The sequence below is a fragment of the Flavobacterium sp. UBA5153 genome (assembly GCA_002413745.1).
Classification (GTDB): domain Bacteria; phylum Bacteroidota; class Bacteroidia; order Flavobacteriales; family Flavobacteriaceae; genus Flavobacterium.
Genome location: DHXP01000031.1, coordinates 121,439 through 143,013, shown reverse-complemented (window position 1 = coordinate 143,013; position 21,575 = coordinate 121,439). Strand labels below are relative to the sequence as shown.

Here is a 21,575-nt window from a genome sequence, read left to right as displayed (position 1 = left end):
AATATACAATAATTTTGTTTGTATGTACAAATGTTTTGATAATTTTTTTATATAAATAATTTTTATAAATGTAATATTAAAATTTTGCCGCAAAGATTGTGTGCTATTTTTTTGGCTAATACATAAAATTAATTTGAATTAAATTTATGGAAAATTTATCCAAAAAGAGTGTGTTTTAAATGAATTGTTCAATGTGTAAATTAGTAATAAATATGAATAAAAAATAATGTAACAGTATCATTGGTATGTTTAATCAATTATTTTGTGATTTATTTGATAAATTCATAATTTATTGTATTTTACGTTTATGCGAAAACGTTTTCTTCAAATTATTGTCTAATTAACAATTGTGTCGATTATTGTTAGGCAAAAACATTGTATTTTTACCAAAAACTATATAATGAATTTAACACAAGAAGAATGGGTTTCTCAACTTGAGGCTGATGAAAATTCAGTAATATTGGATGTAAGAACCGAAGAGGAGTGCAATGACGGAATTATTCCGAATGCCATAATTATGGATATTTACGAAGGATATGAGTTTATTAAAAAACTGGAAGCATTAGATAAAACCAAGAATTATTATGTATACTGTCGCTCAGGTATCAGGAGTGAACAGGCATGTGAAATCATGGACGAATTGGGTTTTGACCATGCCTATAATTTACTTGGAGGAATTATAGAATGGAGTGGAGATATAGTTTATCCGGAAGATTAAAGGAGGTGTGCGCCTCTTTTTTATATTTTAAAATAAAAAACATAACACTTTTATAATGAATACAATACCACAAGAATTTCAAATTAGCTCACTACTTATTCAAGACACTTATTTAGTCGACGGTGAATTAAAAAAATGGACAGGACAAACCACATCTGTTTTTTCCACGATTTCGTCTACCGAAAAATACGAACCTACTTTGTTGGGTTCAATCCCTTTTATGGGAGAAAAAGAAGCCATGGAAGCCGTTGATGCCGCAGATGCCGCATACAATAAGGGGCAAGGTTTGTGGCCTACAATGAAAGTGGTGGATCGCATAAAATGTATGGATAATTTTGTCACACAAATGAAAGCGACCCGAAGTGAAGTGGTTAAGCTTTTGATGTGGGAAATTGGTAAATCATTGGGTGATTCAGAAAAAGAATTTGACAGAACCGTAGAATATATTTATGATACTATTGAAAGTTACAAAGAATTAAACAGCCGCAGTGCTCGATTTAGTAAAGTACAAGGTATAAATGCCATGGTACGAAGAGGTCCGCTAGGTGTTGTATTATGCCTTGGGCCTTATAATTATCCTTTGAATGAAACCTTTTCTTTGTTGATTCCGGCATTAATTATGGGAAATCCTGTTATTTTTAAACCAGCCAAACATGGAGTTTTATTAATTTCGCCCTTATTGGAGGCTTTTAGAAGCAGTTTTCCAAAAGGAGTAATCAATATATTATATGGTCGTGGTCGTGAGGTAGCTTCACCAATTATGAAATCGGGGCGGGTTTCTATTTTGGCTTTAATCGGGAATAGTAAATCGGCGATTGCTTTGCAAGATTTGCATCCCAACAAAAATAGATTGCGTTTAGTATTAGGGTTAGAGGCAAAAAACCCAGCGATAATTTTACCGGATGCTAACTTAGATTTGGCTATTCAGGAATGCGTTGCAGGATCTTTATCCTTTAATGGGCAGCGTTGTACGGCATTGAAGATATTATATGTTCATGAAACTATCGCGGATGAATTTAATAAGCGATTTGCTGCCAAAGTGGATGCACTAACTTTTGGAAATCCTTGGGACAAATCAGTCTTTCTTACTCCTTTACCGGAAAAAGACAAGCCCGCTTATATCCAAGAATTGATTGATGATGCCACAAGTAAAGGGGCAAAAGTTATTAACGCAAAAGGGGGAGAGCTTTCAGATAATTTTATCTTTCCGGCTGTTTTGTATCCAATAAATAAGGAAATGCGTGTGTATCATGAAGAACAGTTTGGTCCGGTTGTGCCAATTATTTCTTTCAAAAACATTCAAGAACCATTAAACGATATGGCTGAGTCTAATTATGGTCAACAGGTAAGTTTGTTTGGTCAAAATATAAAGACTATTGCACCGCTTATTGATACTTTGGTCAATTTGGTTTGTAGAGTGAACTTGAATAGTTCTTGCCAAAGAGGGCCTGATGTATTTCCGTTTACGGGAAGGAAAGATTCTGCTGTGGGGACTTTAAGTATTCACGATGCGTTGCGATCGTTCTCTATTAGAACCTTTGTGGCTTCAAAAGACATTGATTACAACAACAAAATTTTACAGGAATTATTGAACAGCAAAGAATCAAATTTCATCAATACGGATTATATTTTGTAATTGATTTTTTTTAAATAGGAACCGCAACAGTTTATGACTGTTGCGGTTTTTTTTATGAATTCGAATATGGAATGGAACTATTTGAATAATAGGATAAAAAGACAGGCTGTATACTTAATTAGGAAGATAAAATTTATTTTTTACTTTGTAGCTTCAAAGGGAATGAATATAATAATAACCCGTTGGGTGTAATTCAAATTTGATTATTTTTTAACACATAGAAACATAGTTTTTAATGATTTTGTATAGACGTTTCACTTTTGTATAGCAAAACATAGCTATGCGCAACCAAGAATTGGTCTATCTAGTTCTTTTTTCTATGAATCTATGCGTTAAAATTTTATATTTTAGTACAATTTGAAATTTCTATTAATTGCACCCAACGGGTTAATAATAGTATTAAATAGAAAAGAATCCAATTTTATCAGTACGAATTATATTTTGCAGTTGATTTTTTTTTATAAAAAGTAAGCCGCAACAGTTTTTTATCCAAATCAAATTCTTAATTTGGTTAAATTGTTTAATTAATTTGAATTTTTAATTAATTTGTGATAAATATCATTTTATTTTTCAAAAAACTATGGTAACTTTACTATACTTAATCTAAACTTTAATCCAATGAAAAAAAATTGTTCAGTATTAATAGTAATAGCATTGATAATTATTGGGAGTAATGAAATCGTTGCTCAACCCAGCAGTTGGTCAGCTCCAGAATATTCAAATTCCCCAAAAAATCCATTTAAAGGAAATTCAAACGCCACAGCCGATGGAAAGAGAATTTTTAACCAGATGTGTGTTTTATGCCACGGTCTAACAGGGGAAGGTAATGGTGAAGCTGGATTAAGCCTTGAGCGAAAACCAGCGGATTTTCTCGCTTTAAAAGTTGTAAATGAAACTGATGGTAACATTTTCTGGAAAATAACCCATGGAAAAGCTCCAATGGCGACTTATGAAGAGTTATTGACGGAAGATCAACGATGGAAGTTGGTAAATTACATTAGAGAACTGGAAGTAAATAAGAAAAAAAAATAAAAGCATAAAATTTACTGCTTTGGTAAATAAAAAAAGCCTTGAATCATATGGTTTTCAAGGCTTTTTTTTATTCATTTTCAAATAAGTCTATGGAATAAATGGAATTAATTAACACTTTTTAAATTAGATTAAAATATTAATTTTCATAAGATTAAATATTTCTTATAACCAACAACTATTAAATAAATTAAAACCAATATTTTTACCGGAAAATGTTATCATCGGTTTCTTTAAATTACTTTTAAAACTTACCAACAATGCAAATTGGAATTATAGGACTAGGAAAAATGGGCTTCAACCTTGCCCTTAACTTACAGAGAAATAGATACGAAGTAGTAGCGAATGATGTGAATGCAGACTTCGTTGAAAAAATAAGTCAGAAAGGAATTAGTACAGCTCATTCGGTAGCCGAATTATGTCAAAAACTGAATGGACGAAAAGTCATTTGGTTGATGGTGCCCGCTGGAGAAATTGTGGATACAGTTATCACTTCCTTAATTCCCTTTTTAGAAAAGGGTGACATTATCATTGACGGAGGAAACTCAAACTATAAAGATTCCAAACGCCGCTATTCCCAACTCAAAGAACAGGGTGTCGACTTTTTGGATTGTGGCACTTCGGGTGGCACTTCGGGTGCACTGAACGGTGCCTGCACGATGATTGGCGGAGACAAAGATGTGTTTGAATATGTAGCGCAAGTTTTCAAAGACATTTCAGTAGAAAATGGTCATTTATATACGGGTGCTGCAGGCAGCGGGCATTTTACCAAAATGGTTCACAACGGTATCGAGTATGGTATGATGCAGTCCATCGCTGAGGGTTTCGAAGTGTTCGAACATTCTGAATTTGATATTGATTTTCAAAAAACAGCCAAATTGTTTAATCATGGTTCCGTAGTGCGTGGCTGGTTGATGGAATTAACAGAAAACGCCTTTTCAAAAGATCCACATTTAGACAGCATTAAAGGAATTATGCACTCGTCCGGTGAAGGAAAATGGACACTGGAAACGGCATTAGACTTAGGTGTCCCAACTCCTGTGATTGCCCTTTCGATAATGATGCGCTACCGTTCCCAAATGCAGGATACCTTCTCCGGAAAAGTAGTGGCAGCACTTCGTAATGAATTTGGTGGTCATGCAGTGGAAACGAATGACTAATGTAAATAACAGTCATTTTTAAACAAATCGAAGTATAATTTCAAATTCAAAAATATGTCTATATTGATTTTAATTGCAAGTATCATTTTATTACTTGTTTTGATTTCCGCAATAAAACTCAATGCTTTCATTTCATTGATAATCGCTTCTTTTTTTGTAGGAATTGCTAAGGGCATGCTCTTTCCTGATATTATTGACTCTCTTCAACAAGGAATCGGAAGCACGTTAGGTTCTTTGGTATTGATCATCGCTTTAGGAGTTATATTAGGAAATATTCTTTCAGATAGTGGTGCTGCGCAACGGATTAGTTTGATAATGATTCAGTTTTTTGGTATTAAACACATCAAATGGGCTATGTTACTTACCAGTTTTGCCGTAGGAATATCCATGTTTTACAATGCTGGTTTTGTGATATTGATTCCAGTGGTTTTTGCTGTAGCAAAAAGTACCAAACAACCCATTATTTATCTGGGAATTGCTATGGCTTCGGCACTTTCGGTGACACACGGTTTTTTACCACCTCATCCGGGACCAACAGCCATTGCCGTAATCTTTAAAGCCGATATTGGCAAAACCTTACTTTATGGATTAGTAATAGCCATTCCTACTTTAGGGATTGCGGGGATTGTTTTTCCAGAATTCATTAAGAAAATTGTCGCCAATCCACCCAAAGGATTATTCGAAAGTAAAACACTCCCTGAAAACGAAATGCCTTCTTTCGGCATTAGTTTTCTGACTGCTCTAATTCCTGTTATCTTAATGGCATTGGCAACAACAAGCGAATTAATCTTGCCAACAGCATCTTCATTGCGTCATATACTCGGATTCATTGGAAATCCAACAACTTCAATGCTTATTGCGGTATTGTTTGCAGTCGTTTTTTTAGGTATAAAACGTGGACGAAAGATGCAGGATATTATGGATAAATCCAGTTCGGCCCTGAATTCAGCTACAATGATTATTATGATTATTGCAGCTGGCGGTGCTTTTAAACAACTACTTATAGATAGCGGAATTGGCAAAGATTTAGCTGTTTTTTTTGAAGATTCAACCCTTTCCCCATTGGTGTTGGGATGGCTTATCGCTACAATCATTCGCATTGCATTGGGTTCAGCAACAGTAGCGGGATTAACGGCGGCAGGTATTGTCCAGCCTTTGGTGGTTAGTTCAGGCATAAGTCCAGAATTGATGGTACTGTCCATCGGAGCAGGAAGTTTAATGTGTTCTCATGTAAATGACACTGGTTTTTGGATGTTTAAAGAATATTTTGGGATTAGCATTTCTGATACATTCAAAACGTGGACAGTCATGGAAACTATTGTGGGAACTATGGGATTGATAGGAGTATTAGTTCTGAATTTATTTGTGGGATAACAAGGCAATTTTGAATATATCTGAACAAACGAGAATGAAAAAATGGAGCAACTATATATAGGAATAGACATAGGCACTACAGCCACCAAAGCGGTGTCTTTTAATAAGACCGGCAAAGTGATAAACCAATATACAAAGGCTTACCCAATGTATCACCCTGAGCTAGGTTGGACTGTGCAAAAAACCGATGAAATATTGGCTGCTGTTTTGGAATGTATCCGCCAAATCACAAAAAATATTCAACCACAATTTATCAGTTTTAGTTCAGCTATGCAAAGTATAATAGCTATAGACGATGCCGGAAATCCACTCACCGATGCGATTCTGTGGGCTGATAATAGGGCTCATTTATTAGCTGAGGCACTCAAAGAGACGGAACAAGGTAAAAGTTTTTATCAAAAAACAGGAATTCCGATTCATGCTTTTTCTCCGATGACCAAAATCGCCTGGCTCAAAAAATTTGATAAAACAATATTTTTACAAGCTTTCAAATTTATCAGCATCAAAGAATATGTTTGGCACCAACTTACAGGCAAATACGTCATTGACTCTTCTATGGCTTCCGGCACAGGACTGATGAATATTCATACCCTACAATGGGAATCGGATATTTTGGATTATTTGGAAATAAAGCCTTCACAACTATCTGAAATAGTCAGTCCTACGTTCCAAAGCGAAGGACTAACAGATGATGTTATTTATGTTATTGGAGGTGGTGATGGTGCATTGGCCAATTTAGGAACCGGAGCAATGGAAGAAGGACGAATCGCCTTGACAATTGGAACCAGCGGAGCGGTACGATTACCTATTAACAAGCCTTATATTGATTCCCAAATGCGGACACAGTGCTATCATTTGATTGGAAATCAGTACCTTACTTTAGGAGCTGTAAGCAATGGAGCAATTGTTTTACAATGGCTAAAAGAATCCATCCTGAAAACGGACGAATCTTTTGAAGAATTGTTCGAACAAGCCAAAACAATTCCTGCGGGGTCTGAAGGTTTACTTTTCGTTCCTTATTTATTAGGGGAAAGAGCTCCTATTTGGGATGCTTCCGCCCAAGGAACACTTTTAGGCATACAAATTATCCATACCAAGGCGCACCTGATTCGAGCTACTTTAGAGGGGATACTGTTTGGACTATTCAGTATCACTGAAATATTACTCCCTGACCCAGAAAAGAGACAAGGAATTACCATTATGGCAAGTGGCGGATTCGGAAAAAGTGAACTTTGGTTACAAATGGTCGCCGATATTTTCCAAATGAAAGTTGTCGTGGCCGAAACTATTGAGGCTTCTGCTTGGGGAGCGGTAATGATTGGCTTTAAAGCTACCGGCATTGACAATCCCTCCCAAAAGAAAAAAGAAAAATTATTTTTACCTAATAAAACGCATAAAATGGTCTATGAACAAAGTTTTGAAAAATTCAAACGCGTTTATCCCTTGTTGAAAAACCTGTAGTTTGAAATCCGAATTTATATGATAGTTGATTTATGGATTAAAACAGGTTAATAATGGCCCATTTTGACTTTTTGTACATAAATCATTCAAATGTTCAAATAACAAAACCGCAATCACTTATTTAATAAGTGATTGCGGTTTTGTTTTGTGGAGTCGCCGGGAATCGAACCCGGGTCCAAACAAGCAACTAAAAAACTTTCTACACGCTTATTTCCTGATTAGATTTTCGATATTGTGTTTGACCAGAAACAGTCGCACAACACTTAGCTTCTTAATTTCGAAAACCACCCGAAGCTTGTGGTAATCTAGGTTTAAATTTACGATTCACCTGTATCGACCGCTATAAACCAAAGCTTTCGAGGTAAATCCTGCTCTCCTATCTGATAGGAGCGAGGCTAATCTTACTATAATTCAGATTATGCAGCAAGAGCGTAGTTTCCTTCGCCGTGTATGTGTTTTGAAACCTTTTATTTACGAGAATTGTCCCAGTTCTCGACGTGCTTATTTCTCAATTCGACTTGCTGTCAAAACCAGTCGACCCCATTTTTGTTATTCAATTGTCAAAAACTGTTCCAAAATTGAGTTTGCAAATATAATCCTTTTAATCCAATTTCGCTACCGAAGCTTCGGGACTGAACATTGACCACTTATTTTATTCCTCTTTCTCGTCTTTATCCAACTTAAAAGGGTAGTCGCCAAACAATGCCGACAATTTTCGAATATTATAAGGATTTCTCGAAAACTTGTTCGATAATGATATAATGGTAACATTTTCATTTCTCAAAGTTACGTAGGAAGAAGTATTCCCGTGCCACCAACCGTTGTGATAATACAAAGTTTGTCCTGTTTTCCATTGTGTCATCCGAATGCCAAGACCATAATTTCTCAGACCTTTATGCTCGTTGCTGTATCCTGTATATACTTGGCTTAGCAGCTCTGGTTCTAAAAATTTGGAAGAACTTCTTGCCCTGTCAAATTTCAACAAATCACGTGGTGTCGAATAGATATTTTTATCACCGTAAACGGCATCCAAAAAATCCATTCCAATCTCAACCCTGTTCCCTTTATAGGATGGTGCCACGGTTTTTCTGTCTTTTTCATAATCCATTACAAAGGTGTTTTTCATTCCAAGTGGATCGAAAATCATCTGCTTCATCGCTTCTTTGTATGTCAGACCTGTTATTTTTTCGATAATCAAAGCCAAAATGGCATAATTGGTATTGCAGTAAGCAAATCGAGTGTCAGTTTTAGATTCTAAACCAATGTCTTTTGTTGCCATTAGATTTAAAATATCTTGATTGGTTAAAATTTTATGCCTATCCCAAATATCTTTTTTATCTGTGAAATAGGAATAACTCCTCATTCCGCTCCGGTGATTTAATAAAGTTCTAATGGTAACTTCAGGGTAGGGAAACTCCTTTAAAATAGTATTTACTTTTTGGTCTAAATCTATTTTTTTTGCGTTTATTAATTTTAAAACGGCTGTCGCTGTAATTACTTTACCGACAGAGGCTAGATGTAATGGTGTATCGGCAGTAATTAAAGTTTTTTTTCTAAAATTAGAATAACCTTCATATTTTTCAAAAATTATATATCCATTTTTTGCAACAAGAAACCCTCCGTTTAGGCTGTTATTAGGCCAATTTTTTTTGTAAAAAGCTTCAATGGCTCCTTTTTTTGAATTTACATATTCTGCAGTCAATTTAGGAACTTCGTTTGATAAAGGCTTCATTTTAGGTAATATTTCCTCTTGAAGATTGACACTAACAGGCTTTAATTCCGTCTTTTTTTTGCATGAATTTAAAACCAAAATCAGTATGATTAATTGAAGTATATTTGCTTTTTTTATAAATTTCATTTTCATTGTGCTAGAAGGGCAAATATATAGAATCAATACTCTTTCATTTGTGTTTTTTGAAAACCTTAACATTATTTTTAATTCTAGATTTTTCATTATATTAGGAATCAGGTTTTAACGGTTTTGTATTAAAAAAAATATTGTAAAGAAAACTCAAAGTAATTAATATTGTTATATTTGTAACAAAAATAAGATATAAAGTTATATTAAAATAAAATACCCAAGAAATATGAAATTTGGAATCATAAAAGAAAGGAAAAATCCACCTGACAGAAGAGTCGTATTTTCACCGGATGAATTGGCTAGAATTAAACAGCTTTATCAAGGTGTTGCCGTAAAAGTTGAAAGTTCTGATATCAGGATTTTTACTGACGAGCAATATAGAAATATGGGGATAGAAGTCACTGATGATATCAGTGATTGCGATGTGTTTTTTGGTGTAAAAGAGGTTCCTGTAGAAAATTTAATTCCAAATAAATCCTATTTCTTTTTTTCGCATACCATCAAAAAACAACCCCATAACAGAAAATTGTTGCAAGCCTTACTGGAAAAAAACATTGATTTTTATGATCACGAAACTCTGGTTGACGCCCATAATCGCAGGTTAATTGGTTTTGGAAAATATGCAGGATTTGTGGGAACATACAATAGTATTCGTGCTTTTGGAATAAAATTCGAATTGTTCAAGTTACCAAAAGCAGAAACACTTTCTGGAAAAGAGGCATTAATCACACATTTGAAACGCTTGGTTTTACCACCCTTAAAATTTGTTGTTTCAGGAACCGGTAAGGTAGGCAGTGGCGTAAAAGAAGTTCTGGATGCCATCAAAATCAAGGAGGTTTCTGTTGAAAATTATTTAACAAAAAACTACTCGCAAGCCGTTTATACACAGATTGACGTATTGGATTATAACAGACGAAAAGATGGAAGAGTGCTCGATTTTAATGATTTTTTCCAAAATCCACAAGAATATGTATCCGATTTTGAGCGATTCACTAAAGTCTCGGATATATACATCACGGGGCATTTTTATGCCAATGAGGCACCAAAAATCCTTACCCGTGAAATGCTTCAAGCCAAGGATTGTAAAATAAAAGTCGTTGCCGATATATCTTGCGACGTCAATGGTCCAATTGCTTGCACGCTAAGGTCATCAACAATTGCAGAGCCTTTGTATGGTTATTTTCCCAGCGAAAACAAGGAAGTTGACGTTTTTCATCCCGCAGCAATCGTGGTTATGGCGGTAGATAATTTGCCTTGCGAATTGCCAAAAGATGCCAGTGAAGGTTTCGGAGAAATGTTTATGGAACACGTGATTCCAGCTTTTTTCAATGGAGACAAGGATGGAATTTTACAACAAGCCAAAATGACCGAAAAAGGGAAACTTACTCCGAGATTCAGCTATCTGCAAGATTATGTGGATGGAAAATAATACGAAACGTCCCTTTTACTATTGGGACTTTTTTTTGCTTTTTTCTCAAGTCTACAAGTTTTTTTCCAACAATAAAATAATTTCCAGAGCCAAACCTATAATTAAACGAGGAGGTTATTTATATTTGACAATCCTTTAATGAAACTGCTTATTATGAAATATTTATTTTCTCTTTTTCTTGTTTGTGCCATAAATATGGCTTATTCGCAAAGCATTCAATCTCCTTCCAATAAAATTTCGGTGAATTTCAAATTGACGGCTGATGGTAAACCGGCTTACTCGGTTACTTATAAAGACAAACCGGTAATTCTCGAAAGTACTTTGGGAATAAAATTGAAAGAAAAACCTGCATTGGATGCCAATTTTGAAATAGAAATTTCAAAAACAACCACTTTCAACGAATCTTGGAAACCTGTTTTAGGGGAACAATCTACCATAATAAATCATTACAATGAACTTACAGTTTCCCTTGTTCAAAAAGAAACTCATGTGAAAATGAACATTATTTTCAGGGTTTTTGACGAAGGAGTTGCCTTTAGATATGATTTTCCAAAACAAAGCGAATTAAATTATTTCATCATTTCCGATGAGGTTTCCCAGTTTAATTTAACGGGTGATCACAAGGTTTTCTGGATTCCTGGAGATTTCGATAGTCAGGAATATGCTTATAATGAAACTAAAATTTCTGAAATAGATAATGCTAAATTAAATCTTAATAATGGAATTGGAGTAAAATCTATTGCAGGAAAGTATACCGTTCAAACCCCTTTGATGATGAAAACGGCAACGGGATTGTATCTCAATATTTTTGAAGCTGCGGTTGTCAATTACCCAGTGATGCATTTAAATGTTGATGTAAATAATTTTAAATTAAATGCCCAGTTAGTCCCTAATGCCATTGGTGACAAAGCTTATTTGCAAGCACCTTGCGTTTCGCCTTGGAGAACCATTATGATAAGCGATGACGCTCGTGATATAGTTGGTTCCAAAATGATTTTGAACCTGAACGAACCTTGTAAAATAGACGATATTTCGTATATAAAACCAATGAAATACGTTGGAATTTGGTGGGAAATGCACGTTGGAAAATCTACTTGGGATTACGCAGGTTCGCAAAATGCACAAAATACACTTTCTAAAGATTTAATTCCATCAGGAAAACATGGAGCAACTACTGAAAACACCAAAAGATATATTGATTTTGCTGCAAAAAATGGCTTCGATGGCGTTCTAGTTGAAGGTTGGAATGTGGGCTGGGAAGATTGGTTTGGCAATTGGAAAGAAGAAGTTTTTGATTTCACGACGCCTTATCCGGATTTTGATATTGAGGCAGTGTCGGCTTACGCCAAAGCCAAAGGAGTAAAAATGATAATGCATAGCGAAACATCTGGTTCCGTGGCTAATTTTGAACGTCATTTGGATCGTGACTTTGAGAACATGATTAAGTACGGTTATCCAGCCGTAAAAACGGGTTATGTGGGCAAAATTATTCCGCGTGGCGAATTTCATGACGGACAAACGATGGTAAACCATTTTAATTTTGTTGCCAGACGAGCCGCCGATTATAAATTGATGGTTGATTCTCACGAATCATCAAGACCAACTGGTTATAGCAGAACCTATCCAAACTACATTGCCGCCGAAGCTGCTCGTGGCAATGAATTCAACGCTTGGAGCGTTGGAAATCCTCCAATGCACGAAACGATTTTGCCTTTCACAAGACTTCTTGGCGGACCAATGGATTATACACCAGGAATTTTTGAAATTAAAATGAATGTGTATGATTCGAGTAAAAAAGAACAAGTGCATACTACATTGGCAAAACAATTGGCATTGTATGTAACGATGTATTCGCCTTTGCAAATGGCTGCCGATTTACCTGAAAACTATGAGAAATATCCTGATGCATTTCAGTTTATCAAAGACGTTGCAGTAGATTGGCAAGATTCAAAATATCTTGAGGCAGAACCTGGAGATTATTTAACCGTTGTAAGAAAAGCTAAAAATTCAGAGAAATGGTTTCTGGGTGCAATCACTGATGAAAATGCCAGAAAATCAGAAATAAAATTGGACTTTCTTACCAAAGGCAAAAAGTATAAAGCCATTATATATGAAGATGCAAAAGATGCAGATTGGAAAAAAAATCCAATCGCTTACACAATAAAAACGATTGAAGTAACCAGTAAATCAAAAATCAATCTGGTTTTAGCACCAGGTGGTGGAACTGCCATCAGTTTCGAACTAATAAATTAAAACCAAAATAAACAAACTTATGAAAAAAACAGTCTTTCTAACCGCCTTATTTTTTGCGGGATTTACACTTTTTGCCCAAACAAACGACGAGCAAACCATCAAGGAAATCTACAAATCAGCCTTGACCAATTCCAAATGTTACTCCTGGTTGGATTATTTGTCGAATTCTATTGGAGGCCGTTTATCAGGTTCCGCCAATGCCGAAAAAGCAGTTCAATACACCAAATCGCAATTGGAAACCTTGGGATTTGACCGAGTGTATCTTCAAGAAGTGATGGTGCCAAAATGGGTTCGTGGTGCAAAAGAAACAGCCTATATTTTGGACAATAAAACCAAAACAAATATCCCGGTTTGCGCCCTTGGCAGTTCTGTTGCCACACCAAAAAACGGAATTACTGCGGAAGTGATAGAAGTGACCGGCATCAAGGAATTAGAGGCTTTGGGTGAAAAATTAAAAAGCAAAATTGTATTTTTTAATAGACCGATGGAACCCGAAAATATTGAAACATTCAAATCTTACGGAGGCTGCGTCGATCAAAGATCTGTCGGTGCAAAAGAAGCATCAAAGTATGGTGCCGTGGCAACCATTGTACGTTCAATGAACCTGAGATTAGACGATTTCCCACATGCCGGTAATCAAAATTATGGCGATATTCCAAAATCACAATACATTCCAGCAGCTGCAATTAGCACCAATGGGGCGGAATTATTGAGTAAAAGCTTAAAAAAGAATGCCCATTTAAAGTTCTTCCTGAAACAATCTTGCCAACAAATGGATGATGTTTTATCTTATAACGTCATTGGCGAAATAAAAGGAAGTGAACATCCCGAAAACATTATGGTTGTGGGCGGACATCTTGATTCCTGGGATCTTGCCGATGGTTCTCACGATGACGGCGCTGGGATCGTGGAAAGTATGGAAGTGATGAATATCTTCAAAAACATTGGATACAAGACAAAAAATACCCTGCGGGTGGTGCTTTTTATGAATGAAGAAAACGGAGGAAAAGGTGGTAAAAAATATGAAGAATTGGCTCAAGCCAATAAAGAAAACCACATTTTTGCATTGGAAAGTGATTCGGGAGGATTTAGCCCAAGAGGTTTTTCTTTTGAAAGTGATGATGCTAACTTTAATAAAATCCTTGGTTGGAAAAACTTGTTTGAACCGTACTTGATTCATAGTTTTACAATGGGTCACAGCGGTTCGGACATTGAACCGTTAACATCGAAAACACTCGTAAAAGCAGGTTTAAAACCAGATTCGCAACGTTATTTTGATTATCATCATGCCGCAAACGATAAATTTGATGCCATCAATAAAAGAGAACTGGAATTGGGTGCTGCAACAATGGCTGCCCTGATGTATTTGATGGATCAAAATGGGGTTGAAGAAACTGGTAAAAATTAAATATTTCTAAAAAAATCAATTTTTAAATTCCAAAAAAGACAAAGACAAGAGGGACTAAACAAAAACTAAATGGTCCTTATCCTAAACCTAGTCGGAGGAAACCAGAAGAATCACAATCCATTGGTCGGTGCCGGCAATCATCGGATAACTACTATCGGAACTAACAAAAAGTCCCTCTGCCATGTTTATCGAAAGGCTTGAGGGACTTTTTTTGGCTATTTTTTAAATTTCAGAAATAGGGATTCTTCATATAAATGTCAATAAGTAGCCCGTTATTGAACTTCCTAAAACGATTAGTGCGCTATTGATTTTTTTGAATTTAAAAGCAATCAATAAACTGGTAATAGCGATAAAAATAGTTTTCCAGTCTTTAATGGAATCATTGCCCATTTGCAAACAGATAGCAATGATAATGGCAACGGAAGCAACATTTACCGCATCTAAAAATATCGAAAAAAGGTTTGAATTTCTCATTTTATTAACCAATGGATTTAGTAGGGCGACGAAAATAAATGATGGAATAAAGATGCCTATTGTTGAAACAACTGCACCCGTAAAGCCATTAATTTGATAGCCAATGAAGGTTACGGAAGAAAAAACCGGACCCGGTGTAAATTGCCCAACTGCGATTGCATCAATCAATTGATTTCTGGATAAAAGTCCCGTTTTTACAAGATCAGCGTCAAGAAAAGCAAATAAAACATAACCACTTCCGTAAAGAATGGCGCCAATTTTCATAAAAATTAAGAATAAATTCAAATTAGTTGCGGTAAATGAGTTTGGATTTTGAAACGACAGAAAAGGGAAAATATAATTGGACTTAGAATTTAAGCCGTCGCTTTTGGCAAATGATAAAAACAAGGAAAAGAAACCGGCTCCAAACATTATAAAAATCTCATTGATGTTAAATAATGATAGAAGTAAGGCAATAAGTCCAATGGCACCTAATTCGATTGTTTTAAAAGATTTTTTTGCAAATGGAAAAATTGCCGAAATGATTATGGCAATTATGGCAGGTTTTATTCCATAAAAAAATGGTTGCGCCTCGGGTAATTGCCCATATTCTTTGTAAAGCCACGCAAAACATCCCGTGATTAGAACCGCTGGTAAAATAAAACAAAGTCCTGCCACAATTAATCCTTTCCAGCCTGCCCTTTCTTTTCCGATATGGATTGCCATTTCGGTGCTGTTTGGCCCAGGAATCAAATTGGTTGCACCAATTAAGTCAAGAAAATGTTGTTCGTTCATCCATTTTCTTTTCAGGACAACTTCGTTCCGCATTATCGCGATATGGGCAGCAGGAACGCCAAAGCCAATAAAACCAAGTTTTAAAAATAAGACCGCAACTTGTTTTATATTACCCTTTTCCATTCACTTCAATCTTAATTATTAAAGGGCAATAGTATTGAAATATTTTCATTTTTCAAGTCGGAACTGTGGGTTTTTATATGGTGGTTTTGTATTGCGTCTAACCTGCGTTCAGTGTTCGTGAGGGTTGGTCTTATTCTCACTTGACAATGACTGCATTTTAGATCGTTCGTTAAATTTATACAATTTTTCAATTCAGTTTTGGCATACTTGGTTTAAAGCTCTGAATTTTGGATTAAACAACAAAACCCGTATTAACTATAGCCTTTGTCATACTTTCCTTTTTATATTTTTTATATCGTTCCAAGTGATTAATTCAATATTATTTTCTTTGAGTTTTGACTTATATTCTTTACTTATGAAAGAGTCAAAATCTATTTGTCTCCATTTAGAACCGAAATTTGGGTGATTTACCGTTATTCCCTTCATTTCGTTATCATCAAATGCTGGATGAATTAGAATAATGTTCAATCCATCTATTAAATTGTCAAAAATCCCTGTATAATAGTCCCCTAACTTTCCTGTATTAAAATCCTCAAAATTTCCACAATGAACTTTTTCAATTAACAAGTCTCTTTCATCAATATTTTGACCAGGGTTTAATCCGACCATTTCCATAAATTGTTTATTTATGAAAACAGGTAAATCATATTTTTTCCCTAAATCTTTGTATATTTTAAAAAAATCTGGACTTGCTCCGACACTATACATATGTGAATCGATATGAGTAGGGTTTAATCCGAATTTAAGTGCTTTTTCTATTTGAGCCTGAAGTTCTTTTTTTACATCTTCGATAGAAGCATTATTTTTAAGGTCTTCTCTTTTTTTATAGAAATAACCATTTTTATCCACCAAACTTGGAACTTCAGAAATCGGTAAAACAGGTCCAAATCTGTAATTTTCCCATTCACAAGTAAGTGTCAAGTGTATTCCGTTGTCAAAATGGGGGTTGCTTTTGGCAAATGTTGCCATTTCATAAAACCACGGACAAGGAACCATTATACTATATGAATTAACTATTCCATACTCAAGCAATTGAATAGTCGCCATATTTTCGGAATGCGATAATCCCGCATCATCTGCGTGTATTATTAATAATTTAGTTTCTTCGGGAAAACCTAATTCTTTTGATAAATTCATTTTTAATAATTTTTTTTATATCCAGGGATTTGATTTTTTTGTATTGTGCACAACGTCAGTTCATCTAAAAACCTCTAAACGAACAATTTTTTGTTAATTAGAAGGTGAATTTATTTGATTAAAAAAAAACAACCATAGAAGTTCTTTTTCTACTGAATATTATCTTCTGCTTTTATTTTTTTTGCAAAAAGCCGCAGTACATTAATAAGAGTTTCCAGATTTACAGGTTTGGTAATATAATCGTTCATACCCGCTTTTATACAAGCATCTCGGTCTTCGGATAATGCACTGGCTGTCATAGCTATTATGGTAGGTTGATATTCAAGATTTTTTCTGATATAGCGTGTGGCTTCCAGCCCATCCATTACCGGCATCTGTACATCCATCAATACAAGGTGATATGGTTTTTCTGTAAACATATCTACGGCTTCTCTTCCGTTATTGGCTAGTTCCGGCTGGTAACCAAGCTTAGTCAATACCTTCATTGCCAACTTTTGGTTAATCAGGTTGTCTTCAACCAAAAGAATGGTTAAAGGATAGGTTTTTGCAAAAGCTTCCGAGAATAAGGATGGTTTTTTGTCTTCCTGTTTGCCGGGCTGGCTTTGATGTTTCAGCTCAGTTTGTATTAAATTAAACAATTGTTGTTGTTTAACAGGTTTAGTCAGTATCGAGTTAAATAAGTGTGAATGGTTGGTTCGGGTTTCATCTCCTACAGAACTTAACAGGATAATTGGCACTTGCGGAATCTTTGTTCTTACCGCTTCGGCTAATTCAACACCATTCATTTTTGGCATCTTCATATCAGTAATGATTAACTGGAACTCGACTCCTTTGTCTATAATTTCTAATGCCTCCTTGCCCGAGGAGGCAAGGATAGGAGTTAATTTCCACATCTTCAACTGAGATTTAAGAATAGTCAGGTTAGTTAGATTATCGTCTACCACCAATACTTTTTTTTCTTCATTTTCGCTTGTGTCAAAACGAGCATACCGTCTTTGAGATTTCCTGCTAAGCTTACTTTTAATAGTGAAGCTGAAAGTAGAACCTTTACCCAGCGTACTGCTTACTCTAATGTCCCCACCCATAAGCTTAATAAGCCTTTGACTGATAGCGAGGCCTAAACCTGTCCCCCCATATTTGCGTGTTGTTGAAGAATCAACCTGTGAAAATGCAAGAAATAAATTTGGAAGTTTTTCTTCAGGAATACCGATGCCCGTATCTATAACCTCAAAAAGCAATTCAATATTCTCTTTATTTTCGCTCGCAAGACTCACTTTAACAAATACTTCCCCTTTATGGGTAAACTTCAGTGCATTGTTCAATAAATTAATCAGTATTTGTCTTAAACGCATACTGTCGCCAATAATTTGAATCGGAACTGTATAATCAATCTGGTAAACAAGATCCAGTCCCTGCTCGGCAGCTTTGCCGGCAAGCAGATCCATTACCTGTTCAATGCACTGACGAAGGTCAAAATCGTGGCTTTCAAGTTCCAGATTGCCCGATTCAATCTTGGAAAAATCCAAAATATCGTTGATAACCGTAAGAAGAGCATCGCCGCTGGCCCGAATAGTGTTAACGTATTCTTGCTGTTCATGATTGAGAGGTGTTTCTTCGAGTAGGGAGGTCATACCGATAACACCATTCATTGGAGTTCTGATTTCGTGGCTCATGGTTGCAAGGAAAATACTTTTTGCCTGATTGGCTTTTTCGGCTCTTTCCCTTTCTTCCTCTAGGGCAACATTTATATTCTTTAGTTGTTCTGTTTGAGTTTCTAATTCTTTGGCCTGATGCACAACTTCTTGAGTACGTTCAAGTACTTGTTTTTCCAATTGCGTTCCTAGAGACTTAATTTTGCTGATACGGTAATAATATAAACCTACAGCACAGCCAATAACGGTTAGTATCGAAAGTATTCTGAACCACCATGTCATCCAGAAAGGAGGGACAATAATGATTTTTACAGATGCGCCTTCTTCATTCCATATTCCATCATTATTAGAAGCTTTTACCCTGAATGTATATTGTCCGGGAGGAATATTGGTATAGGAAGCATTCCTGTTTTTTCCAATATAAATCCAATCCTTATCAAATCCTTCCAGTTTATAGGCATATTGATTTTCTTTGGTTCTGGAAAAATTTAGAGCGGCAAAACCGAAAGAAAATTCAGATTGTTTATACGAAAGGGTAACTTCCTTGGTTTCATAAATCACCTCTTTTAAGGGAGAATTTTTTTCACCGGGACTTACAGTTTTATTAAACAATTTAAAGTCTGTTATTAAAACGCTAGGTATTTGTTTATCGATAGTAAGTCTTTGGGGATGGAATATATTAAATCCGTTTAGCCCGCCAAAAATCATTTCGCCACTTTTAAGCTTAAATGCAGATCTTGATAAAAGCTCATTATCATCAAACCCATTATTGATGTTGAAGTTTTTGAAGGATTTGGCAGCAACATTAAATTTTGAAATTCCGCTATTGGTGCTTAACCACAAAGAGCCTTTGTCATCCTCCAAAATACCGTTAATGAAATTATTGGCTAGTCCATTTTTTTCGGAGTAATGTGTAAATGTATTGTCGGCATTAAGCATATTTAAGCCAGCCTGGGTACCAACCCACAAATTGCCTTTTCTGTCTTCGTAAATAGTTGATATTAAATTATCACTTATGCTTTTGCTATTTTTAGGGTCATTTTTAAATATTTTATATATTCCCTTTTCTTTGTTTATTTTTATCAATCCTTCCTGAATTGACCCCAACCATAAATTGTTTTTGCTATCTATATAAAAGCAGTTTGTACCCAGATAAGGGATGTTTTTTCCCTGCCAATACAAGCGATAAAACTGATTGTCATTTCTGTTATACTTATATACCCCGCTGCTGAAGGAAGCAATGTATAATTCTCCTTTTACATCCTCTCTTATAAACCAGATATCCCGAATCGGCGCTTTTATATTTGTTACCGGGTCAATCCCCTCGTATACTTCATACGTGTTTTTATCTACATTAAAAGAGAGCAGACCCTGTTCAAAAGTACCCAACCAAAACTTTTTGTACCTATCTTCAAGAATAGAAGTAACAGTACCTACACGAAGCCCATTGGGTTGTGTATTATAATGTTTAAAAGTTCTTGATTCTCGATTAAACAAATCAACCCCGTTTCTTAAACCCAGCCAAATACGGTTTTTGGAGTCCTGATAAATGCTAAATACTTCTTTGCTTCCCAAGCTTTCGGGCTTGCCGGGATTATAAGAAAAATTAGGAAATTTTGAAGTTGTAGCTTCCTTAATGGAAAGTCCTGCTATACTGCCTATCCATATATTATCTTCCTTATCAGCAAAAATGGCATTAAGACCATTATCCAGAAGCGAATTGCTATCAAAAGCATCGTTTATGTAGTTGGTAAAAGTGAAGTTTTTCTTGTCTAAAACGCTGATGCCGAAATTAGTGGCAACCCATATTTTGCCGTCTTTTGCTTCGCATATCCCGGGAACATAATCACCTAAAAGGCTATTTAAATCAGTAGTATCGTTTTTAAAAGGAATAAAGCTTTTAGTCTTTTTATCAAAAAGGTTTAAGCCACCAAATGCTGTGCCTATCCATACTTTTCCTTCAGAGTCAACAAAAATAGTTCTGATAGCATCTATACTTAAACTATTAGGATTTTTTGTGTGCTTGTAATCGATAAATGTTTTGCGGTCTTTACTAATTACTGTGATACCGTGTTCTGTACCTACCCATAAATTTCCTTCCTTGTCTTCGTCTAAAGCCCTTATAACGGGACTTATAAGATGGTTTTTTACGGTATTGTCATAATGTAAATGATTAAACTTTTTGGTTTTACGGTCGAAGGCGTTTAGTCCGCCGCCTTCAGTTCCAACGTAGAAAACGCCATTGTGATCTTCAAACAAGCAAGTAACACGGTTAGAATTTATGCTTTCAGAATTTTTGGAATTATGTTTGTAAATTGTAAACGTATCCAGTTTATCATCGTATACATTTAAGTCGCCATTATCCGTTCCTACATATAAAACACCTTTTTTGTCAACATAAGTAGTCATAATGTTGCTGCTGCTTAAACTTCCTTTTGTTTTAGAATGGCTCCTGTAGATTTTAAAAGTATAGCCATCGTATTTATTAAGTCCGTCTGCTGTGCCAATCCATATAAAACCATGATGATCTATGATTATATTTTTTATAAAGCTTTGCGAAAGACCATCTCTTGATGTTTTCCTGTTAAACTTAACTGCTTCTTGCGAATACCCTTTTTGAAGGTTCGACAGTAACGATATAGTTATGAAAAGTAAAATAACTAAATGTCTAGGCAGTATGTTAAGTGCTTTCTTAATAGGGAAAAAGTATAACGGATAATTTTTTTTGGGGGACATTGAAATGGGATTGAAGCTAACCGATAAAAATACTTTTTCCACGTTGGAATAACGTTAATCGACTTGGTTTTGAACAAATATATAAAAAAATCAAGAACGTTGATATTGCCAGTGCTTTTTTTGTAAAACTTTTAATTCGGCCTTTGTTGAACTTTCGTTTGAAAAATCCTAAACAGCATTAAACACACTTAATTTCAAGTAAATATAGGTGTGATCTAACGGATATAAAGTTGCTTTTTTGTAAAAAAAACCAAAGATTATTTTTACAAAAAAAGCTTAAGTAGTAAAAACGATATAATGTCGTATTTTACTTTTAAATAAATTTAGATAATTATTTGAAAAACAAATAA

The 21,575-nt window shown here is 35.2% G+C and carries 13 protein-coding genes and 1 other RNA gene; 9 read left to right on the top strand and 5 right to left on the bottom strand.

Going from position 1 to position 21,575, the window contains the following annotated elements:
• Positions 1 to 400 precede the first annotated feature (400 nt).
• The 6 genes from B2145_RS06855 (at position 401) to B2145_RS06830 (ending at position 7,378) form a co-directional block, all read left to right on the top strand.
• A complete protein-coding gene (locus tag B2145_RS06855) occupies positions 401 to 718 on the top strand; it encodes a rhodanese-like domain-containing protein (RefSeq protein WP_291100062.1) in 318 nt (105 codons plus the stop codon).
• Positions 719 to 773: 55 nt separating this feature from the next.
• Complete coding sequence (locus B2145_RS06850) at positions 774 to 2,354, top strand: NADP-dependent glyceraldehyde-3-phosphate dehydrogenase (protein ID WP_291100059.1); 1,581 nt, start codon at positions 774 to 776, stop codon at positions 2,352 to 2,354.
• Positions 2,355 to 2,972: 618 nt separating this feature from the next.
• On the top strand, positions 2,973 to 3,386 hold the full coding sequence (locus B2145_RS06845; RefSeq protein ID WP_291100056.1) for a c-type cytochrome: 414 nt from the start codon (positions 2,973 to 2,975) through the stop codon (positions 3,384 to 3,386).
• 257 nt (positions 3,387 to 3,643) lie between these two features.
• Positions 3,644 to 4,543: a phosphogluconate dehydrogenase (NAD(+)-dependent, decarboxylating) gene (gene gnd, locus B2145_RS06840; RefSeq protein WP_291100053.1), complete on the top strand. Its 900-nt coding sequence runs from the start codon at positions 3,644 to 3,646 to the stop codon at positions 4,541 to 4,543.
• 54 nt (positions 4,544 to 4,597) lie between these two features.
• Positions 4,598 to 5,917, top strand: a complete 1,320-nt coding sequence (locus B2145_RS06835; RefSeq protein ID WP_291100050.1) for a gluconate:H+ symporter — start codon at positions 4,598 to 4,600, stop codon at positions 5,915 to 5,917.
• A 42-nt stretch (positions 5,918 to 5,959) separates the two neighbouring features.
• Entirely contained in the window at positions 5,960 to 7,378 is a 1,419-nt protein-coding gene (locus B2145_RS06830; RefSeq protein ID WP_291100048.1) for a gluconokinase, read from the top strand.
• A 145-nt stretch (positions 7,379 to 7,523) separates the two neighbouring features.
• On the opposite strand, the gene ssrA is transcribed toward B2145_RS06830, so the two are convergent.
• Both ssrA and B2145_RS06820 read right to left on the bottom strand, forming a co-directional pair.
• Positions 7,524 to 7,920: a transfer-messenger RNA gene (gene ssrA, locus B2145_RS06825) on the bottom strand.
• A 110-nt stretch (positions 7,921 to 8,030) separates the two neighbouring features.
• Positions 8,031 to 9,242 (bottom strand): serine hydrolase domain-containing protein, encoded by a 1,212-nt coding sequence (locus B2145_RS06820; RefSeq protein WP_291100205.1) that lies wholly within the window; start codon positions 9,240 to 9,242, stop codon positions 8,031 to 8,033.
• Positions 9,243 to 9,465: 223 nt separating this feature from the next.
• Between B2145_RS06820 and B2145_RS06815 the strand changes: the two genes are divergently transcribed.
• The 3 genes from B2145_RS06815 to B2145_RS06805 all read left to right on the top strand — a co-directional run bounded on the left by B2145_RS06815 (position 9,466) and on the right by B2145_RS06805 (position 14,329).
• On the top strand, positions 9,466 to 10,668 hold the full coding sequence (locus B2145_RS06815) for an NAD(P)-dependent oxidoreductase (RefSeq protein WP_291100046.1): 1,203 nt from the start codon (positions 9,466 to 9,468) through the stop codon (positions 10,666 to 10,668).
• Between the two features lie 153 nt (positions 10,669 to 10,821).
• Complete coding sequence (locus B2145_RS06810) at positions 10,822 to 12,921, top strand: glycoside hydrolase family 97 protein (RefSeq protein WP_291100043.1); 2,100 nt, start codon at positions 10,822 to 10,824, stop codon at positions 12,919 to 12,921.
• 19 nt (positions 12,922 to 12,940) lie between these two features.
• Positions 12,941 to 14,329, top strand: a complete 1,389-nt coding sequence (locus B2145_RS06805; RefSeq protein ID WP_291100040.1) for a M28 family peptidase — start codon at positions 12,941 to 12,943, stop codon at positions 14,327 to 14,329.
• 246 nt (positions 14,330 to 14,575) lie between these two features.
• Here the strand turns inward: B2145_RS06805 and chrA are convergent, their stop codons facing one another.
• The 3 genes from chrA to B2145_RS06790 all read right to left on the bottom strand — a co-directional run bounded on the left by chrA (position 14,576) and on the right by B2145_RS06790 (position 21,225).
• Positions 14,576 to 15,700, bottom strand: a complete 1,125-nt coding sequence (gene chrA, locus B2145_RS06800; RefSeq protein ID WP_291100037.1) for a chromate efflux transporter — start codon at positions 15,698 to 15,700, stop codon at positions 14,576 to 14,578.
• Between the two features lie 267 nt (positions 15,701 to 15,967).
• Positions 15,968 to 16,837, bottom strand: coding sequence for a polysaccharide deacetylase family protein (locus tag B2145_RS06795; RefSeq protein WP_291100034.1), 870 nt, complete (start codon positions 16,835 to 16,837; stop codon positions 15,968 to 15,970).
• Positions 16,838 to 16,986: 149 nt separating this feature from the next.
• On the bottom strand, positions 16,987 to 21,225 hold the full coding sequence (locus tag B2145_RS06790; protein WP_291100031.1) for a hybrid sensor histidine kinase/response regulator: 4,239 nt from the start codon (positions 21,223 to 21,225) through the stop codon (positions 16,987 to 16,989).
• Between the last annotated feature and the right edge of the window lie 350 nt (positions 21,226 to 21,575).